Raw genomic sequence first — 16,805 nt, 5'->3', positions numbered from 1 at the left:
CAAGAATGGAGTCAGTTTATGTCATAATATGGTATAATTTTGAGGTTATATAATGAAATAATGGGAAATTTGGGATTAACGAAATCGGATGAAAGTGTCGATATCACGTTCCAAATCCTATTTACGCTCAGGAGGAGAATAATGAGAAAAGTAATGGTATCAACGATGGCTGCAGCGATCCTTGTGGGTGGATGTATGGCAACACCACCATCGCAAGTGAAGGCGACTGCGACGAATAACGCGATGAGTAGTACAAATTCGTCCTTTAAGGATGTCCCGGCTACGCATTGGGCTGTTGCGGCAATTGCGTCAGCGGTTCAAGACGGGTATTTCAAAGGGTATACCGATGGGACATTTAAACCAAATGCTCCAGTAACGAAAGCTGAAATGGCGACAATTCTCGGGCGGCTGTCCGAACAGCCTGTTGTTGCAGCAGGTGCTAATTCGGATTTTTCAGATCTGCTGGATTGGGCGAAGGATGGTGTTCAAGCCGCAGTTGAGAAGGGATTTATCGATCCTGCGAAATATGCCGGAACGTTAAATGCAAAGGCAGCTTTAACCCGTGGTGAGATGGCGACATGGTTAGCCCAAGGGTTGGCTGCAGTGAGTCCTGACTATAAGCAGGCGCTTTCTGACGTGACGGACACCGTCATCCCTGCGAAGGAATACTTTACTGGCAAAATGTCCGCCGATCAAAAAAATGCAGTTGCCGTAACGATGGGGACCGGATTGATGAGTGTCGGCAGCGATAAAAACTTCGGAACGGATCGTACGACAACTCGAGCTGAGGTTGCAACGTTACTTGCGCGATATACTGCTGTTGCCAAGAAGCAGCCGAGTGAGTTTCAAGGGTTGGAAGAGTTGCGCGCGGTGGGGCTGACGGGGACGAATATTAAGGTGATTGCACCTAGTTATGTGAAACAGCCACAAGAATCATGGCCTGAAAGTTTTGACTATAACAAAGTAACCGACGATTTTACTAAAGTTCGAAATAAGGAGTTAGTTACAGATACAGATTATGCAACACTAAAGGTGAGAAACTGGATTGTGGTTAATCCATACGTCAAGGGAGATCAACGAAGTATTTATTATCCTGTTTTTTTGGATAATGGAGATACCTTAAATAATGGGGCGTATTATTCCTTTACTGAGTTTGATTTGAATGTCAAGATGACTTCGATGAACCAATTGCAAGCTGGCAGTTTACTTAGTTCATCAACTATCAATCCTTTGAAATCACCTACTTCAAAAGCTGTCTTAGAATATTCGTTACCACTAATTAACGATTTTACTAAGAGTAGAGGTGTTTTTACTGTAAAGAATCCTATTTATTGGAGCAGAGGATTATTACAACTCGACAAAGCACACCAACCTTTTGTTCGTCTTAAAACAAAAGATGGTCTTGATTTCGCGATTTTATCAATTAATTGAGGATGATGTAATTGAGATATTACACAAAATCAATAAAAATTTTATTAAGTTTCTTGTTTATCGGAGTGATACTTTTAACATCTATCATGATCACTAATGTAACCTTCGCAGGTGGGGGTCCGGGAGCTAATCCGCCTGTATTAAGCCCTCCTAGTGTGGAACCTAAAATACCAGCAAAATCACAAAAGAAAACCTCTCCATTATTAGGCAAGGGAAAGACCAATATTGGTGTTTACATCTATCAGCAAGATGATTTGAGATGGAAAGTTGACGGTGAATGTAATGGGCAATTACTACAACGAAATCCTTCAACGAACAAGCCTGCTTCATCTTTGGTTTGTATTGATCTTGATTTAGGACATCCGAACTATATTCCTTCATCATTTTTGGACTATTTCAATGAACCTCATCCCAAAATTGAGTTTACCGAGACTTCATTACACCCTGTATATATGGATGATACATATCATTATGAAAATGGAGATCCTAAATTGATTAGGGTAGATTCATTTACAGGCAAAAGAGTTAAATTTACTACACAAATAGGTGGATCGATTGAACCAGACGACTATAGACCATATAATCCACCGAAATATGCAGCTGATTACATTTTTGCAACTGACCTCTACTGGACCGCAACATCAGAAGTAACTAAAGAAATCAACCTAGCTGCTGGGGGGGAGTTAAAGAAAGGCCAGACCAAACAACTAAATGCTACCGTCAAAACGAAGCTTGGCGATGGTGACTTTGGACAAGAGACCAACGTTAATACAGGCAGCGGAGGGACATCCGAATGGTCATCATCCAATACATCTGTTGCTACAGTCGACAATGCGGGGTTAATAACAGCAGTCCGTGAAGGTACGACGACGATTACAATTCTGTGGAAAAAAGACGGGTACCAGTTAACCACTTCTGTTGTCATTACTGTCACCACGAATGGCGGTGGAGGTGGAGATCCGGATCCGCCGGGAGGAAGCGGAGATTGTACACCAAGCATGGGCCCCCCTTTGCAAGGACCGTTCATGCGATCGAGTGATATGGACCCTAATGCGAACGGCGTAATCCGAGCGGATAATAGAGGATCTGAGAAGTTCGATGTAAGCCAAGGCATCCCCACATCGGAATCCTTATTTACAAATGCGTTCGCAGATAGCTATCTGTTCAAACAAGACTTTGCCAAAATGTCAGGCAAAATCACTTACACATGTTCTGTGAAGGTAACATACGCTCGAAATTGGACGGTGCCAGGACCGAAAGAGTGCGATGAGAAAGGCAAGAATTGTGTCGACGGACCGCCGGTTCAGAGATCCGATACGCAGGATAAGCATTATTCCTTTACCTTTACAAGGGATTACTCCTATTGGCAGATCAATAATATAGAAGTATACAAAATCAATCGAGCCATAATGAGCAATTATGCCTTGCCCGGTGGAACAATTACGATGAATCCTAGTGGATATATGCCGCCAACATTGGATACGAAGCATGATTCGAATGTGAGCAGTCATGTTCGACCAGCGGCAACGTCTTCAATTAACTATACACCTAGTCCGTTACATGGTTCATTGAATAGTCCGCCTTCACTGCCTGATGACACGAGTAAGCTGAAAGGGATGGCAGAATCGAATACGGGACAAAGCAAGGTTAATAACGACATGGTCAAATTTAATAACGCAACGATCATGGATCATTCCGAAGCTACGAAAGACGGACCAACACCGGTAAATATTCCGAATCCAACGACGATCGGGGACGATGTTCTCTATCAGCCCAATCAAATCATTAGCCGTTCGTTGTTAAACCGAGCGGATACCCCGAGTCAGGGAACAATCTACTATGATTTGCTGCCGAAAAACATTAACGGCGGTTCTAACACCCAATTTCCGATTTACGGCATCAACACCGTAACCGTTCATACGCCTACCGTCATCTATGCTGGCGTAAGTGATGACCGAGAGCATAACCAGAAGACGAAACCTAACGCGGCAAGGTCCGCGCTTATCTTGGATCGTCCGTTTACGATCACAATGCCGACCAAGGGTCAGCATGCGAATAAACCTGGCTACGGAAATCGAGACTATCAGAAATATATCATACGAAAGGAAGTCTGGTTTCCTTTTGATGTAAAGAATGCGTCGGGTACGTTCATTCCGAAGAAAACATGGCACAGCGTACCGGTCAGTGATCAAAGCTCCAATTTCTTTTTACCTGTTTGGGTGGATGAAGGTGACTACACGGTATTGTTCCGTAGCTTTGCCGAGAATGCGCCGGGATCTGGGTTTACGACGGAGACCCATGCCAACCTCAATCTCGTGAACCATGTAGCGACGGATAGCGTTGATGTAGAAGTGATCGGCCGGGTCTATGACTTCCGAGTGACGGATATTGAAGACTACCTCTGGGAAGGCGTGTTTCGAACGGGAAAAGGGAGTCAAGTTCATACGGGGAATACCTATTGGGTCGGTCCGAATGGCATTGATGGGGCTTTACGAGGTAATCAGGCACCATTCGTACTGCCGATTCTGAAGGGGAGTAATCCACTGCAAGGATACTCGAATGTTACCGTCAAGCAAGGTTATAAATTCAAGTTCGATCTAAAGACGAAAGGGAACATGTTCGAGGAACACGATCATATTCGAATCACACCACGTTTCTATTTCGTTGATGCGAAAGGGAAGAACCGACAGGAAGTTGATCTGTATTATCACACCAAGAACAAGTATTTCGTGAAAGTTGGCTCTAAGGATGATGTCTTCCCAATAAAAGCAACTTTAGATACCAGACTACGAAATGTCCCGCAAAATGAGCTGTCGATGACTGCGGCGACCCTTTTCGATCTAGGGTTAGCACTAGGTGGAGCGAATGACCGCACGACGTACATCCAAAGGTATTTGCAGTTGGCCAAGCGTGAAGTGGGGATAGGCGGATTCCATGGCTTAGTTCTATCGCAATCGATGCGTACCTTCTTTGGTCCGATGCAAGTGCCGGCCGGCGTTAATGTCCCAAGGGCCCATGCATCTGAACAGAAATGGTATGGGGAGTACAGTGTTCCGACGAAGTCGTATATTGTTCCAAAAGGGTTGAATGTCTATCAACAAGGCCGATTCAACGATAAAGCTTCTTTCTTCCTGAAAAATGGTTATCTGATCGTAAACTTCAATATCGAGACGCTTCGTAAAGGCGATCAGAAGAACCCGCACTTACAGTACATCGATGCACCGCTTACGAATCAATGGAGGCGCGAAGGGTTCAGATCCAGCGTGACCGACGCTTATGGCGGTGTGTTCAAGCTTCAGGATGGTGACGTCATATTCTTTGATGGTGATAAATCGATGCTAGATGACTTTAAATCTGCAGGGATCATCTAAAACTCTTCGATCAACGCCTAACAGATACCTGATCTGTTAGGCGTTTTTTTGTTGCCTTATTTTATTTGAAATGGTATGAAAAACAGCTATGGAAACACGACATCCTATGTTACAATGTGAAGTTGTAATTTCAAGTTCAATTTACTATTGATCCGTATAAGGAGTTAAGATACAAATATGAGTTTATTAACGGTTGAAGATGTTGCACATAATTTTGGAGAACGGCAGTTATTTAGAAATGTGACATTCCGTCTGCTAGCGGGTGAACATGTGGGGCTTGTCGGTGCGAACGGCGTGGGAAAGTCTACGCTGATGAATATCCTAACGGGTAAATTGCTGAAGGACGAAGGCCGCGTAGAGTGGATGCCGAAGGTACGTTACGGGTATTTGGATCAGCATACGGTACTGACGCCGGGGAAGACGATTCGGGATGTGCTGAAGGATGCCTTCCTGCCGCTTCTTGAGCTGGAGCAAGAGATGATGGTGATTACCGAGAAAATGTCGGATGCCAGCCCGGAAGAACTCGGAATTTTGCTCGAACAAATGGGCGAGATTCAAGAGCAGCTGGATATGGGTGATTTCTACATGTTAGATGTGAAAGTGGAAGAAATGGCGAACGGGCTGGGGATTGACGCAATCGGGCTTGAACGTGATGTGGCCGCACTGAGTGGAGGGCAGCGTACGAAAGTTCTCCTCGCTAAGCTATTACTTGAGAAGCCAACGGTTCTGCTGCTCGATGAGCCTACGAACTATCTAGATGTAGAGCATATTAACTGGCTTACCAATTATCTGAGGGAATATCCCTATGCGTTTATGTTGATTTCGCATGATACGGAGTTCATGAATCAGGTCGTTAATGTGATCTATCATCTGGAGTTTGCTAAGCTGACGCGCTATTCGGCGAACTATGAGAAATTCTTAACGATGGCGGATTTGAACAAAACCCAACATATCGAAGCCTATGAGAAGCAACAGGAGTATATCAAAAAACAAGAGGATTTCATTCAGCGGAATAAAGCGCGTGCCTCCACCTCGAGCCGTGCGAAGAGTCGCGAGAAACAGCTTGAGCGCATTGAACGCATCGATCGTCCCGAAGAAGCGGTGAAGCCGACCTTCAATTTTAAGGAATCCCGTGCAAGTGGCCGGATCGTGTTTGAAGGAATCGATTTTGAGATTGGGTATTCACATGCCCTGCTGCCAAAGATGTCGATGACCATTGAACGCGGTGAGAAAATTGCGATCGTTGGGTGTAATGGCGTTGGTAAATCAACACTGTTGAAGACGATTCTCGGCAAAATTCCAGCGATCAGCGGAAAGACCTATTTAGGTGATTACTTATTTCCTGCCTATTTTGAGCAAGAGGTAAAAGCGGGCAGTTTAACGCCAATCGATGATGTGTGGGAAGAGTTCCCTTCCATGAACCAGCATGAAGTGCGTGCTGCGCTTGCTCGCTGCGGTCTGAAGAATGAGCATATCACGAGACCGCTTAGTATGCTGAGCGGGGGAGAACAAGCGAAAGTCCGCCTCTGTAAGTTGCTCATGCGCGAGAGTAATTGGATTCTTTTTGATGAGCCGACGAACCATCTGGATGTTGTAGCGAAGGAAGAACTTAAACGCGCGCTTAAAGCCTATAAAGGGACGATTCTTCTCGTATCGCACGAACCTGAATTTTATGAAGATTGGGTAACGAAGACATGGAACGTGGAACAATGGTCGATGCAGAATTCCAAATAACCATCTAATGAAGCCATCCTGCGCATATCGCTCAGGGTGGCTTTTCTATGCATGGAATGAAAATGAAAATGACACACTATGGAGAACGACAGATTGACAGGTGGAGTCTTAAGTGTCAGAGCGGATATTAATTATAGAAGATGATCATGATATTTCGGCACGGATACAAGAATTATTAACGACGAATGGGTACGAACCGGAAATCGCTAGTGATGGAGAGCAAGGATTAACGACGGCTTTACAAGGGAGCTGGAACTTGATCCTGCTAGATCTGAGCTTACCAGGTCTAAGCGGCCTTGAAGTCCTTCAAGCGTATAGGGAACAGGGGAGGAAGACGCCTGTCATCATTATTACTGCACTCGATCGGACGGAGAGTGTTGTGGAGAGTTTTGAGATTGGGGCGAACGATTATATTACGAAGCCATTCCACTCGGATGTTCTCCTTGTCCGTGTGCGTAATTTGCTGAATATTTTCCGCCATGTGGGTGTGGACGATGCTGAGGCGGCAAGCATCATCATCGATGACTTACAGATTGAGCCCGATGCCAGAAAAGTGATTCGCGGTGGAGAAATCATTGACCTTACACCGAAAGAGTTCGATCTGCTCCTTCATTTAGCGAAGAATAAGAATAAAGTCTGTTCACGTGAAAATATTCTGAATGCTGTCTGGGGCTATGAGTTTATGGCAGATACGAACGTGATTGATGTTTTCATCCGTTATGTACGTCAGAAAATAGATAAAGGACGTAAAAATAAGCTAATACAGACGATTCGCGGGATAGGATATTCCCTTCAAGAAGGAGAACAAGAATCATTAGAACGTGAAGAATAGAGAAGGACAAGCCTTTAGATTACCTAAGGACTTGTCCATTTTTTTATTATGATAGTACACGTTTTGCAACAACAAAACTCTTCTTCCATATCCCCGAATTCATATTCGAATATGTTACACCCGGCTTGCCGTAAGTATGAAGGAGACGACCGTTCCCTGCATAGATTGCAACGTGGTTCACTTTCCCTTTGCCATTGCGGTTCGTTGTCGAGAAGAAGACCAAGTCGCCTTTTCTCAAGTTCGATTTGGATACCGTTTTGCCGACTTTGGATTGCTTAATCGAAGATCGAGGCAGGTTCACGCCATATTGTTTGTATAGGTATTTGGTAAAGGATGAGCAATCGAATGTTCTAGTCGAAGTGGTTGGAGCGCCAAATTGGTATTTGCGTCCCATGAACTTTTCCCCCAGATTAATAATCCGTGTTGCCTTTGTGCTCGCAGATAGTGCGGATGCATTTGCTGTTCCCGTCTGGGCGGCATAGGCTTGATGTGGCGATTGGAATGTCAGTGTTCCAGCCAATCCGATGGTGGCGCTTAGTCCAAGGACAATTAATTTTTTGATGAATGTTGTGTTTTTCATTGTGACCTCCGTCATCTCGTGTTGGTGTTGTCTGGCATGATCGGAGTATAGCATTTTATATATATCCTATTATTTACCTCATGTGGTACAAATCTAGGACTGGTAAGGCTTCCCGCCTAATTATTAAAAAACAATGAAAATTTAGTCATATTCTCATGCTTGACACCGATTTAAAGGTTACAATTCGGTATCATTCCCTTGATACAACAGGGTTTCGCTTACTGAAACTGATGACAGAATTGTCATTATATTTTTATCTTTTTTTAAGCTTGTACTTATATTAATTTCGTTCCATTGGTCGACACTGAATAATGTTAGTGTGCATGAAGCACACAAGAAATGAAGGAGGCTGACAAATCGTGAAGAAAAATTGGATTCAAATTGCTGTGCTCACGATGCTCGTTCTTGTGGTTCCAGCAAGTGCTTATGCATCTGAGGGGCAATCGATAGTTGTTAGTAAGGAACCTGCTGAGGTTCAGGCTGCGTTAATCGCCCATCCGCATGAGGGGCATTTCAAACGGGGGCATCGCTTGCAAAAGACCGTTAGCGAAAAGCTGTTAACGCTCCTCAAGCTGGATGAGAAGACATTCCGGCAAAAGTTGAAGGAAGGGAAGACATTGGCTCAAATAGCGCAAGACCAAGGTGTTTCGCGCGATCAGCTCAAGAAGACAATGATTGAGGCGCATAGCGAAGCATTGGACAAGATGAAGAAAAATTTTGCGGATCACATTGATCAAATGATCGATTCACAGCGTAAAGATATGCGTCAGGTATCGATACATAAGACGCAAGCTACCTTATCCGAGTAGTATTCTTTCAGAACTTGCCAATACATGAAAAAAAGGTTGCCGAAGGATCCTTCAGCAACCTTTTTTCGTTTAATCTTTGGTCGACATAATGAGGAGCAAACCATCTGTGATCGTAATTGTCCCAACGTCAGCAGTAAGTTCATTGCTGACCGATAGCGATTTGCCAATGGTCAATGTCGCTTGATGGAGCGGGTAACGGAATCCTTCTAAGGATACACCGGTCACTTGCAAAGAAAGCGGGAGTAAAGATACATATGTAAATGAAGTTCGCTTAACGTGATAGGGACGACTGGCGTCCATGATCGTAATTTCATTATGCGGGTCGACCAGCGTACATTGTGTTCCGGCCTCGAGTGTTCTTCGCAAGAGATGAATATTGGAGAGGGAATGGTCTATGCGCGTTCCGAGTGCTCCATGAATAACAATGCTGCTAGGGTTATGTTCAAGCGCAAGCTCTAGAGCCATTTCGGTATCCGTTAAATCTTTGTAGATGGGGTCGCAATCGATAAAACGATCGCTGATGGATGCAATCTGCTCCTTCGTTTCCTTCGTCACCGAATCGAAATCGCCAACGGCAATATGCATGTGGATTTGGTGTTCCATCAGGAATGCTGCTCCACGATCTACACCGATGATGAAGTCTTCTGGTTCAATGTCGGTAAGAGCTGATGTAGTAAGCTCTCCGCCCGAGAAAATGATTATTCTGGATTGTTGATCTACCATATCGATCGTGTGCCTCCGATTATTCTGACAATTCACCCTTAAGGTACATGCGAATAGCTTACCAATCTCCTTCGATTATCGCAATCTTTTGCACCGGAAATGGCGTATTTTTATTGTTGGCAATTGTCGAAATTGCATATAAAATAGGGAATGCGCAATATTGAATTTTCATCATCGATGGAGAGAGGATGCTTGACGTTGGATTTGGAAGTGTTTGAACTATTCAGCATTATTGGTACGATTGCTTTTGCGATGAGCGGTGCGGTCGTAGCTATGGAAGAGAAGTATGATATTCTTGGTGTGTTCATTCTGGCTCTCGTCACAGCATTTGGCGGAGGCGTCATTCGGAATGTATTGATTGGTATCCCTGTGGCGACCCTCTGGAATCAAGGATTATTCTTGAAAATTGGCGTCATCGCAGCCGCTGTTGCGTTCATCCTTCCTCTGAAGTGGATTCGCCACTGGCGAAGAATAGAAGCATTTTTTGATGCGATTGGCTTATCCGCATTCGCAATCCAAGGTGCGCTCTATGCGGCGCATATGAATCATCCGGTTACCGTCGTTATGGTCGCTGCATGTCTTACAGGCATGGGAGGCGGGATGATTCGAGACCTGCTCGCAGGTCGCAAGCCGCTTGTTCTTCATGATGAAATTTATGCCGTCTGGGCGATGCTCGCCGGAATGGTCATTGGACTTGGGTGGTTCACGACATCCGTCGAGTTGTTAGCCTTATTCTTTATCGTCATTATTCTAAGAATGTTCTCCGTTTATTATAAATGGAAGTTGCCGCGGCGTACGTTGCAGAAGTTGAATTAATGTTAAAGAGGAGGAGATAGGATGAGTAAGCAAATAAAAGTAGAGTTTGTGTGCCTCGGGAATATCTGTCGTTCTCCCATGGCGGAAGCCGTCTTTCGCCATATGGTGAAAGAACGCGGATGCAGTGATAAGATCGAGATCGATTCATCGGGAACCGGAGACTGGCATATCGGTCGTCCGCCGCATGAAGGCACGAGACGCATTCTCGACACGAATCGGATTTCGTATGAAGGCATGGTCGCGCGTCAGTTCTCTGGACAAGATTTTGATACGTTTGATTATATCGTCTGCATGGACTCGAACAATCTACGCGATGTGCTTGCGATCCCAGGCAGCGATAAACATGCCAAAGTCATTCGATTCATGGACTTATTGCCCGATGAGAAGGAAGAGAACGTTCCTGATCCGTATTACACCGGTAACTTTGAAGAAGTGTATCGGCTCGTGCAGGCAGGCTGTGCAGCTCTTTTAGATCAGATCGAACGAGAAGAATTATAATAGAAGAATTATTCTTAATGAAGAAAGCGACATCCGTCATGGCATGTCGCTTTTATTTTGACTACATTAGTCAAAGTGATGCTTGGTTTACCTTACTGCAAGAAGTACTTCAATGCATCCGGTATATATTGCTGCCAGAACCCCCATACATGCTGTCCATCCCGTTCCAGATAGTGGACGCTCGCTGATCTTGCAAGGAAGATTTCCCTCGTGTCGCGGTTGAACGTGACGAAATCGAATGTTCCGTGATCTGTCACGACGACATCTTCTTGGAGTCCGACGATCATATACAGTCGTAGCCAGGATAAATCTGATTCTGCTGCAATGATGGATTGCGAGTCGGGATAATAAGCGCCTGATAACGAAATCACATTCTGGAATAAGTTCGGGTATTGTAGCGCAATATGAACGGAGACACTACCGCCAAGGGAGTCGCCTGCTAGTATTCTGGCATCCAGATCTCCGCGGATCGGATATTTTCCTTCTATATAAGGGATTAATTCATGCGCGAAAAATTGTACATAAGGCTGATGCCGTTCACCGACAGGAGAATATTCCGAAGTCCGCACTTTCTTATCCACTTCTACGCCTACAATAATGAAGGGTTCTAACTCTTCGTCGAGAATGAGTTGATTCGCGAGTGTCGCTACTCTTCCGAAGTTGAAGAAATCTTCGCCGTCTTGACAGTATACGACGGGATAGCTGATCCAGGCTTGATAACCAGGAGGCAGGTAAACACGAAGAGATCTTTTTTCATTTAGATAGGTACTTTCAATTTCTTCTTTGACGATCGTTCTTTTCAAATATTTGGCATCCGCCATGTAGAATCACCTTTTTCGTAGTAGTATGCAACTAATTTGTAAATAATAGGGGTGTATGGGTAAAGATTTTTACAAAATATTCATGATTGTATTAATCTGTACTATAAAAATTATTCAACTGTTATACATACAAAACAACAAAATATGTCGTTATTAGCGATATTTTTTGACCAATTACATATAACAGGTGTATAATAAATTCTATAACAGAGGAAAATGATTTTCAAACTTTTTGTTGAGGTGAAGAAAATGAGTAAGCTTTCTTTCGAAGTAAAGTCAGAAGATGTTCAAGCATTATCTGTACTTTCTCCTGATGGCGAAATTATTAACGAAGAAATGATGCCTTCTCTTACAGATGAGCAGTTAAAAGAAATTATGTACCGTATGGTATTTACTCGTACTTGGGACGAGCGTGCAGTTAACCTTGGTCGTCAAGGACGCCTTGGATTCTATGCTCCAGTATCCGGTCAAGAAGCTTCGATGGTAGGTAGCGTATACCCATTGCAAAAAGAAGACTTCGTTGTACCAGCATACCGTGATATGCCGCAAATCGTATGGCACGGTCTTCCGTTATACCAAGCATTCTTATACTCCCGCGGTCATCAACACGGCGGTCAAATCCCAGCTGGGGTTAACGTATTAATGCCGCAAATCATCATCGGTGCGCAAATCTTGCATGCGATGGGTATTGCTATGGGCTTCAAATTGAAAAAACAAGCACAAGTTGCAATCACATACACAGGTGATGGCGGTTCGTCCGAAGGCGACTTCTACGAAGGTCTGAACTACGCGGGCGCATTCAAATTGCCTGTTATTTTCTTCGTGCAAAATAACGGTTATGCGATCACAACACCATTTGCGAAGCAAACTGCAGCACAATCGATCGCACACAAAGCGCTTGCAGCTGGTATTCACGGTTTGCAAGTTGATGGTATGGACGTTCTTGCTGTTATCAAAGCGGTTCAACTCTCCGCAGAACGTGCTCGTCAAGGCGAAGGCGCGACATTGATCGAAGCATTGACTTACCGTTTCCGTCCGCATTCGATGGCGGATGATACAACAAAATATCGTACAAAAGAAGAAGAAGCTGAATGGGCAATCAAAGATCCTCTCGTTCGCTTTGGTAAATACCTTGAGAAAAAAGGTCTTTGGAACGATGAAGAAACAGCTCGCGTAAAAGAAGAAGCAAAAGCGAAAGTCAACGAAGAAATCAAACGCGCAGAGCAAACAGAGAAAATGACAGTTTCCGGCTTGATCGACAGCATGTTCGAGACAACGCCACAGCACTTGGAAGAGCAAAAAGCTGATTTCCAATAAACTCGATTGAAATGATTCGACATATAGAGCGCAAGACAACCAAGTTCGAAGCAAATTGCTGCGAACACGTTTAAGGGAGGAAACGAAGCAATGGCACAGATGAATATGAAAGAAGCAATTCGCGACGCGATTCGCGTTGAGTTAAAACGTGACCCAAATGTGTTAGTATTCGGTGAGGACGTAGGTCATGTTGGCGGCGTGTTCCGTACAACAGAAGGGTTACAAAAAGAGTTCGGTGAAGAGCGTGTATTCGATACACCACTTGCTGAATCCGCAATCGGCGGTATGGCTGTTGGTCTTGGTATCCAAGGCTTCCGTCCTGTCGCAGAAATTCAGTTCGTTGGTTTTATCTATGAAGCACTCGATCAAATCTGCGTTCAAGCAGCGCGCATGCGTTTCCGTTCTGGCGGCCGTTACAACTCGCCGATCGTATTCCGTACACCATTCGGTGGCGGCGTTAAAGCAGCTGAGCTTCACACAGATTCATTGGAAGGCTTGCTTGTTCAGACGCCTGGTATCAAAGTGGTTGTTCCTTCGAACCCTTACGATGCAAAAGGTCTGATGATCGCGGCAATCCGTGACAATGACCCTGTATTCTACATGGAACACTTGAACCTATACCATGCATTCCGTGATGAAGTGCCTGAAGGTGAATACACGGTTGAGCTTGGTAAAGCGAACGTGGTTCGTGAAGGTAAAGACGTAACAATTATTGCTTACGGCTTAATGGTTCGTACAGCGATGAAAGCTGCAGAAGAGCTTGAGAAATCCGGTATTTCTGCTGAGATCATCGACTTGCGCACATTGATGCCGCTGGATATCGATACAATCGTAGCTTCGATCAAGAAAACAAACCGTGCGATCGTCGTACAAGAAGCACAAAAAACTTCCGGTGTTGCCGCTGAAGTTATCGCACAAATCAACGAAAAAGCGATTTTGCACTTGGAAGCTCCGGTTCTCCGCGTTTCTGGTCCGGATACAGTATTCCCATTTGCACAAATCGAAGATCAATGGCTTCCTAACCCAGCGCGTATTATCGCAGGTGTCAATAAAGTACTTAACTTTTAACTAACGTAGAAGACGATAAGGGAGGGTTCTCGCGTGGCTAGATTTGAATATCTGTTCCCAGAATTGGGCGAAGGCTTACACGAAGGCGAAATTATTAAAATGCACATTAAACCAGGTGATACCATCACAGATGAAGATATCATCATGGAAGTTCAGAACGATAAAGCGATTGTAGAAGTACCAAGCCCTGTTAACGGTAAAGTACTTGAAGTTCTTACAAAAGACGGTCAAGTATGCCACATGGGTCAAGTGGTAGCGATCATCGATGCAGAAGGCGACATTCCTGAGCAAGCAGCTCCAGCTGAATCTGCAGCAGCACCTGCTCCGGCAGCAGCTGAAGCACCAGCAGCAGCGGCAGCTCCTCAAGCGGCAGCAGCGCCAGTCGCAGCACCGAACAAAGAAGTACTTGCAACACCTAGCGTTCGCAAGTTCGCTCGTGAGCAAGGCGTTGACATTGCGACAGTGAACGGAACAGGTAAGAACGGCAAAGTTACTCGTGAAGATGTTCAAGCATTTGCTAACGGTGGAGCGCCAGTAGCAGTAGCAACGCCAGCGGCGGCAGCAACTGAAACTGCAGCGGCAGCAGCGGCTAACGTAGCAGTAACAGCGAACGGTGAAGAAGAGCGCGTGCCATTCAAAGGTATCCGTAAAGCGATCTCCAATGCGATGGTAAAATCGGCTTACACAGCTCCTCACGTTACAATCATGGACGAAGTTGACGTTACAGAATTGGTTGCATTCCGTACACGCATGAAACCAGTCTTTGAGAAGAAAGGCGTTAAAGTAACTTACTTGCCATTCATCGTTAAAGCACTCGTTGCAGCTTGCCGTCAATTCCCAGCGATGAACGCAATGATCGACGAAGCGAACAACGAAATTGTCTACAAAAAATACTACAACATCGGTATCGCAACAGATACAGACAGCGGCTTGATCGTGCCAGTTATCAAAGACGCAGATCGTCGTAACATCTGGACTGTAGCTAGCGACATCAAAGACCTTGCAACTCGCGGTCGTGACGGTAAACTTGGCCCGAACGAGTTGAAAGGAAGCACAATCACAATCACGAACATCGGATCCGCTGGCGGTATGTTCTTCACACCGATCATCAACTTCCCAGAAGTTGCAATCCTTGGTACAGGACGTATTTCCGAGAAAGCCGTTGTTAAAAATGGAGAGATCGTTGCTGCACCAGTGATGGCGTTGTCCCTAAGCTTCGACCATCGTCTAATCGACGGCGCGACAGCACAAAACTTCATGAACTACATCAAGATGTTGCTCGCTAACCCAGATCTATTAGTTATGGAGGTGTAATCAATGGTAGTAGGAGATGCTTCATTAGAAATTGATACAGTCGTAATCGGTGCAGGTCCTGGTGGTTATGTCGCTGCGATTCGTGCAGCACAACTTGGACAAAGCGTATTGATCGTGGATAAATCCGAGTGGGGCGGCGTGTGCTTGAACCGCGGATGTATTCCTTCCAAAGCGTTGATCTCTGCAGCGCATCAATATGAAACAGTTCAAAACGCTTCTTCCATGGGTATCACAATGGAGAACGTCAAAGTGGACTACTCGAAAGTGCAAGAATTCAAACGTGGTGTCGTTAGCAAATTGACTGGCGGCGTAGCAGGTCTTCTTAAAGGAAACAAAGTACAAATGTTCAAAGGTGAAGCAATGTTCATCAACGAGAACGAAGTACGCGTGTTCAATGATCAAGAAGCGCCACGTTACAAATTCAAAAACTGTATTATCGCAACAGGTTCCCGTCCAATCGAGCTTAAGCCGTTCCCTTACGGCGGCCGCATCTTGTCTTCGACAGAAGCGTTGGAATTGCCTGAAATTCCTAAGAGCTTGATCGTTATCGGCGGTGGCTACATCGGCGCTGAGCTTAGCCAAATGTTCTCGAAATTCGGTACAAAAGTAACGATCATCGAGGGTGCAGACATGGTATTGCCTGGCTTCGATAAAGACTTGACGCAACTTGTGTCGAAGAACATGAAGAAACACGGTTTCGAAATCTTCACGAAAGCACAAGCACAAAGCGCTACACAAACTGACAAAGACGTAACTGTGAAATTCACAGTAGACGGTAAAGAACAAGAAGTTACAGCTGACTACTTGCTCGTTACAGTAGGACGTCGTCCAAATACTGACGGAGAGCTTGGCCTTGACATGATCGGCGTGAAAATGACTGATCGTGGCTTGATCGAAGTTGACCATCAAGGTCGCACAAGCGTTCCTCACATCTTCGCTATCGGGGACATCGTTCCTGGCCTAGCTCTTGCGCACAAAGCTTCTTATGAAGGTAAAGTGGCAGCAGAAGCGATTGCAGGAATGCCTAGCGTTGTGGATTACAAATGTATCCCAGCGGTATGTTTCACAGATCCAGAATGCTCCAGCGTTGGGTATAACGAAACAGAAGCAAAAGAAAAAGGCATCAAAGTTAAAGTGGGTAAATTCGCGTATGCGGGTAACGGCCGTGCATTGTCCTTGAACGGTGCAGAAGGTTTCGTTAAAATCGTAGCGGATGCTGAGACAGGTCTTGTTCTTGGTGGGCAAATCGTCGGTATCGAAGCTTCGAACTTGATCTCGGAAGTCGCTCTTGCGATCGAGAACGCATTGACGCTTGAAGATATCGCTCTAACAATCCATGCGCATCCAACATTGGGTGAGCTTGTAATGGAAGCAGCAGAAGTGGCACTCGGCCACCCAATCCACGCTATCGTTCGTTAATATTGTTAGAACGAGATTGGTTATCATATTATAAGGAAGAGGCTTGTCGCTCTGAGCGCGAGCCTCTTTTTT

Annotated in this window: 14 protein-coding genes; 11 read left to right on the top strand and 3 right to left on the bottom strand. The window is 45.0% G+C overall.

The window, feature by feature from the left end; all coding sequences use genetic code 11:
* Positions 1-141 precede the first annotated feature (141 nt).
* The 4 genes from GCU39_RS11985 to GCU39_RS11970 all read left to right on the top strand — a co-directional run bounded on the left by GCU39_RS11985 (position 142) and on the right by GCU39_RS11970 (position 7,368).
* Positions 142-1,431, top strand: a complete 1,290-nt coding sequence (locus GCU39_RS11985; RefSeq protein ID WP_152393720.1) for an S-layer homology domain-containing protein — start codon at positions 142-144, stop codon at positions 1,429-1,431.
* Between the two features lie 491 nt (positions 1,432-1,922).
* Positions 1,923-4,802, top strand: a complete 2,880-nt coding sequence (locus tag GCU39_RS11980) for a DUF5704 domain-containing protein (protein WP_227793556.1) — start codon at positions 1,923-1,925, stop codon at positions 4,800-4,802.
* Between the two features lie 177 nt (positions 4,803-4,979).
* Complete coding sequence (locus tag GCU39_RS11975) at positions 4,980-6,536, top strand: ABC-F family ATP-binding cassette domain-containing protein (protein WP_152393718.1); 1,557 nt, start codon at positions 4,980-4,982, stop codon at positions 6,534-6,536.
* A 112-nt stretch (positions 6,537-6,648) separates the two neighbouring features.
* On the top strand, positions 6,649-7,368 hold the full coding sequence (locus tag GCU39_RS11970) for a response regulator transcription factor (protein ID WP_152393717.1): 720 nt from the start codon (positions 6,649-6,651) through the stop codon (positions 7,366-7,368).
* Positions 7,369-7,414: 46 nt separating this feature from the next.
* Here GCU39_RS11970 and GCU39_RS11965 read toward each other — a convergent pair whose 3' ends face one another.
* Positions 7,415-7,948: a C40 family peptidase gene (locus GCU39_RS11965; RefSeq protein ID WP_152393716.1), complete on the bottom strand. Its 534-nt coding sequence runs from the start codon at positions 7,946-7,948 to the stop codon at positions 7,415-7,417.
* Between the two features lie 359 nt (positions 7,949-8,307).
* Here GCU39_RS11965 and GCU39_RS11960 point away from each other — a divergent pair, with 359 nt between their 5' ends.
* Positions 8,308-8,757 (top strand): MUN domain-containing protein, encoded by a 450-nt coding sequence (locus GCU39_RS11960; RefSeq protein ID WP_152393715.1) that lies wholly within the window; start codon positions 8,308-8,310, stop codon positions 8,755-8,757.
* A 69-nt stretch (positions 8,758-8,826) separates the two neighbouring features.
* Here GCU39_RS11960 and GCU39_RS11955 read toward each other — a convergent pair whose 3' ends face one another.
* Positions 8,827-9,516, bottom strand: coding sequence for a thiamine diphosphokinase (locus GCU39_RS11955; RefSeq protein ID WP_321575636.1), 690 nt, complete (start codon positions 9,514-9,516; stop codon positions 8,827-8,829).
* A 141-nt stretch (positions 9,517-9,657) separates the two neighbouring features.
* Here GCU39_RS11955 and GCU39_RS11950 point away from each other — a divergent pair, with 141 nt between their 5' ends.
* On the top strand, positions 9,658-10,296 hold the full coding sequence (locus GCU39_RS11950; protein WP_152393713.1) for a trimeric intracellular cation channel family protein: 639 nt from the start codon (positions 9,658-9,660) through the stop codon (positions 10,294-10,296).
* Positions 10,297-10,317: 21 nt separating this feature from the next.
* Positions 10,318-10,794: a low molecular weight protein-tyrosine-phosphatase gene (locus tag GCU39_RS11945; RefSeq protein WP_152393712.1), complete on the top strand. Its 477-nt coding sequence runs from the start codon at positions 10,318-10,320 to the stop codon at positions 10,792-10,794.
* 92 nt (positions 10,795-10,886) lie between these two features.
* Here GCU39_RS11945 and GCU39_RS11940 read toward each other — a convergent pair whose 3' ends face one another.
* Complete coding sequence (locus GCU39_RS11940) at positions 10,887-11,615, bottom strand: alpha/beta hydrolase (RefSeq protein WP_152393711.1); 729 nt, start codon at positions 11,613-11,615, stop codon at positions 10,887-10,889.
* Positions 11,616-11,864: 249 nt separating this feature from the next.
* Here GCU39_RS11940 and pdhA point away from each other — a divergent pair, with 249 nt between their 5' ends.
* The 4 genes from pdhA to lpdA all read left to right on the top strand — a co-directional run bounded on the left by pdhA (position 11,865) and on the right by lpdA (position 16,733).
* A complete protein-coding gene (pdhA, locus tag GCU39_RS11935) occupies positions 11,865-12,932 on the top strand; it encodes a pyruvate dehydrogenase (acetyl-transferring) E1 component subunit alpha (protein ID WP_152397215.1) in 1,068 nt (355 codons plus the stop codon).
* Positions 12,933-13,022: 90 nt separating this feature from the next.
* Complete coding sequence (locus tag GCU39_RS11930) at positions 13,023-14,000, top strand: alpha-ketoacid dehydrogenase subunit beta (RefSeq protein WP_152393710.1); 978 nt, start codon at positions 13,023-13,025, stop codon at positions 13,998-14,000.
* 33 nt (positions 14,001-14,033) lie between these two features.
* Positions 14,034-15,314, top strand: a complete 1,281-nt coding sequence (locus GCU39_RS11925; RefSeq protein ID WP_152393709.1) for a dihydrolipoamide acetyltransferase family protein — start codon at positions 14,034-14,036, stop codon at positions 15,312-15,314.
* A gap of 3 nt (positions 15,315-15,317) precedes the next feature.
* Positions 15,318-16,733: a dihydrolipoyl dehydrogenase gene (gene lpdA, locus GCU39_RS11920; RefSeq protein WP_152393708.1), complete on the top strand. Its 1,416-nt coding sequence runs from the start codon at positions 15,318-15,320 to the stop codon at positions 16,731-16,733.
* Positions 16,734-16,805: the final 72 nt, after the last annotated feature.

Source organism: Paenibacillus guangzhouensis (assembly GCF_009363075.1).
GTDB lineage: Bacteria > Bacillota > Bacilli > Paenibacillales > Paenibacillaceae > Paenibacillus_K > Paenibacillus_K guangzhouensis.
The sequence above is the reverse complement of the archived record's forward strand: the minus strand, read 5'-3'. Positions and strand labels throughout refer to the sequence as shown.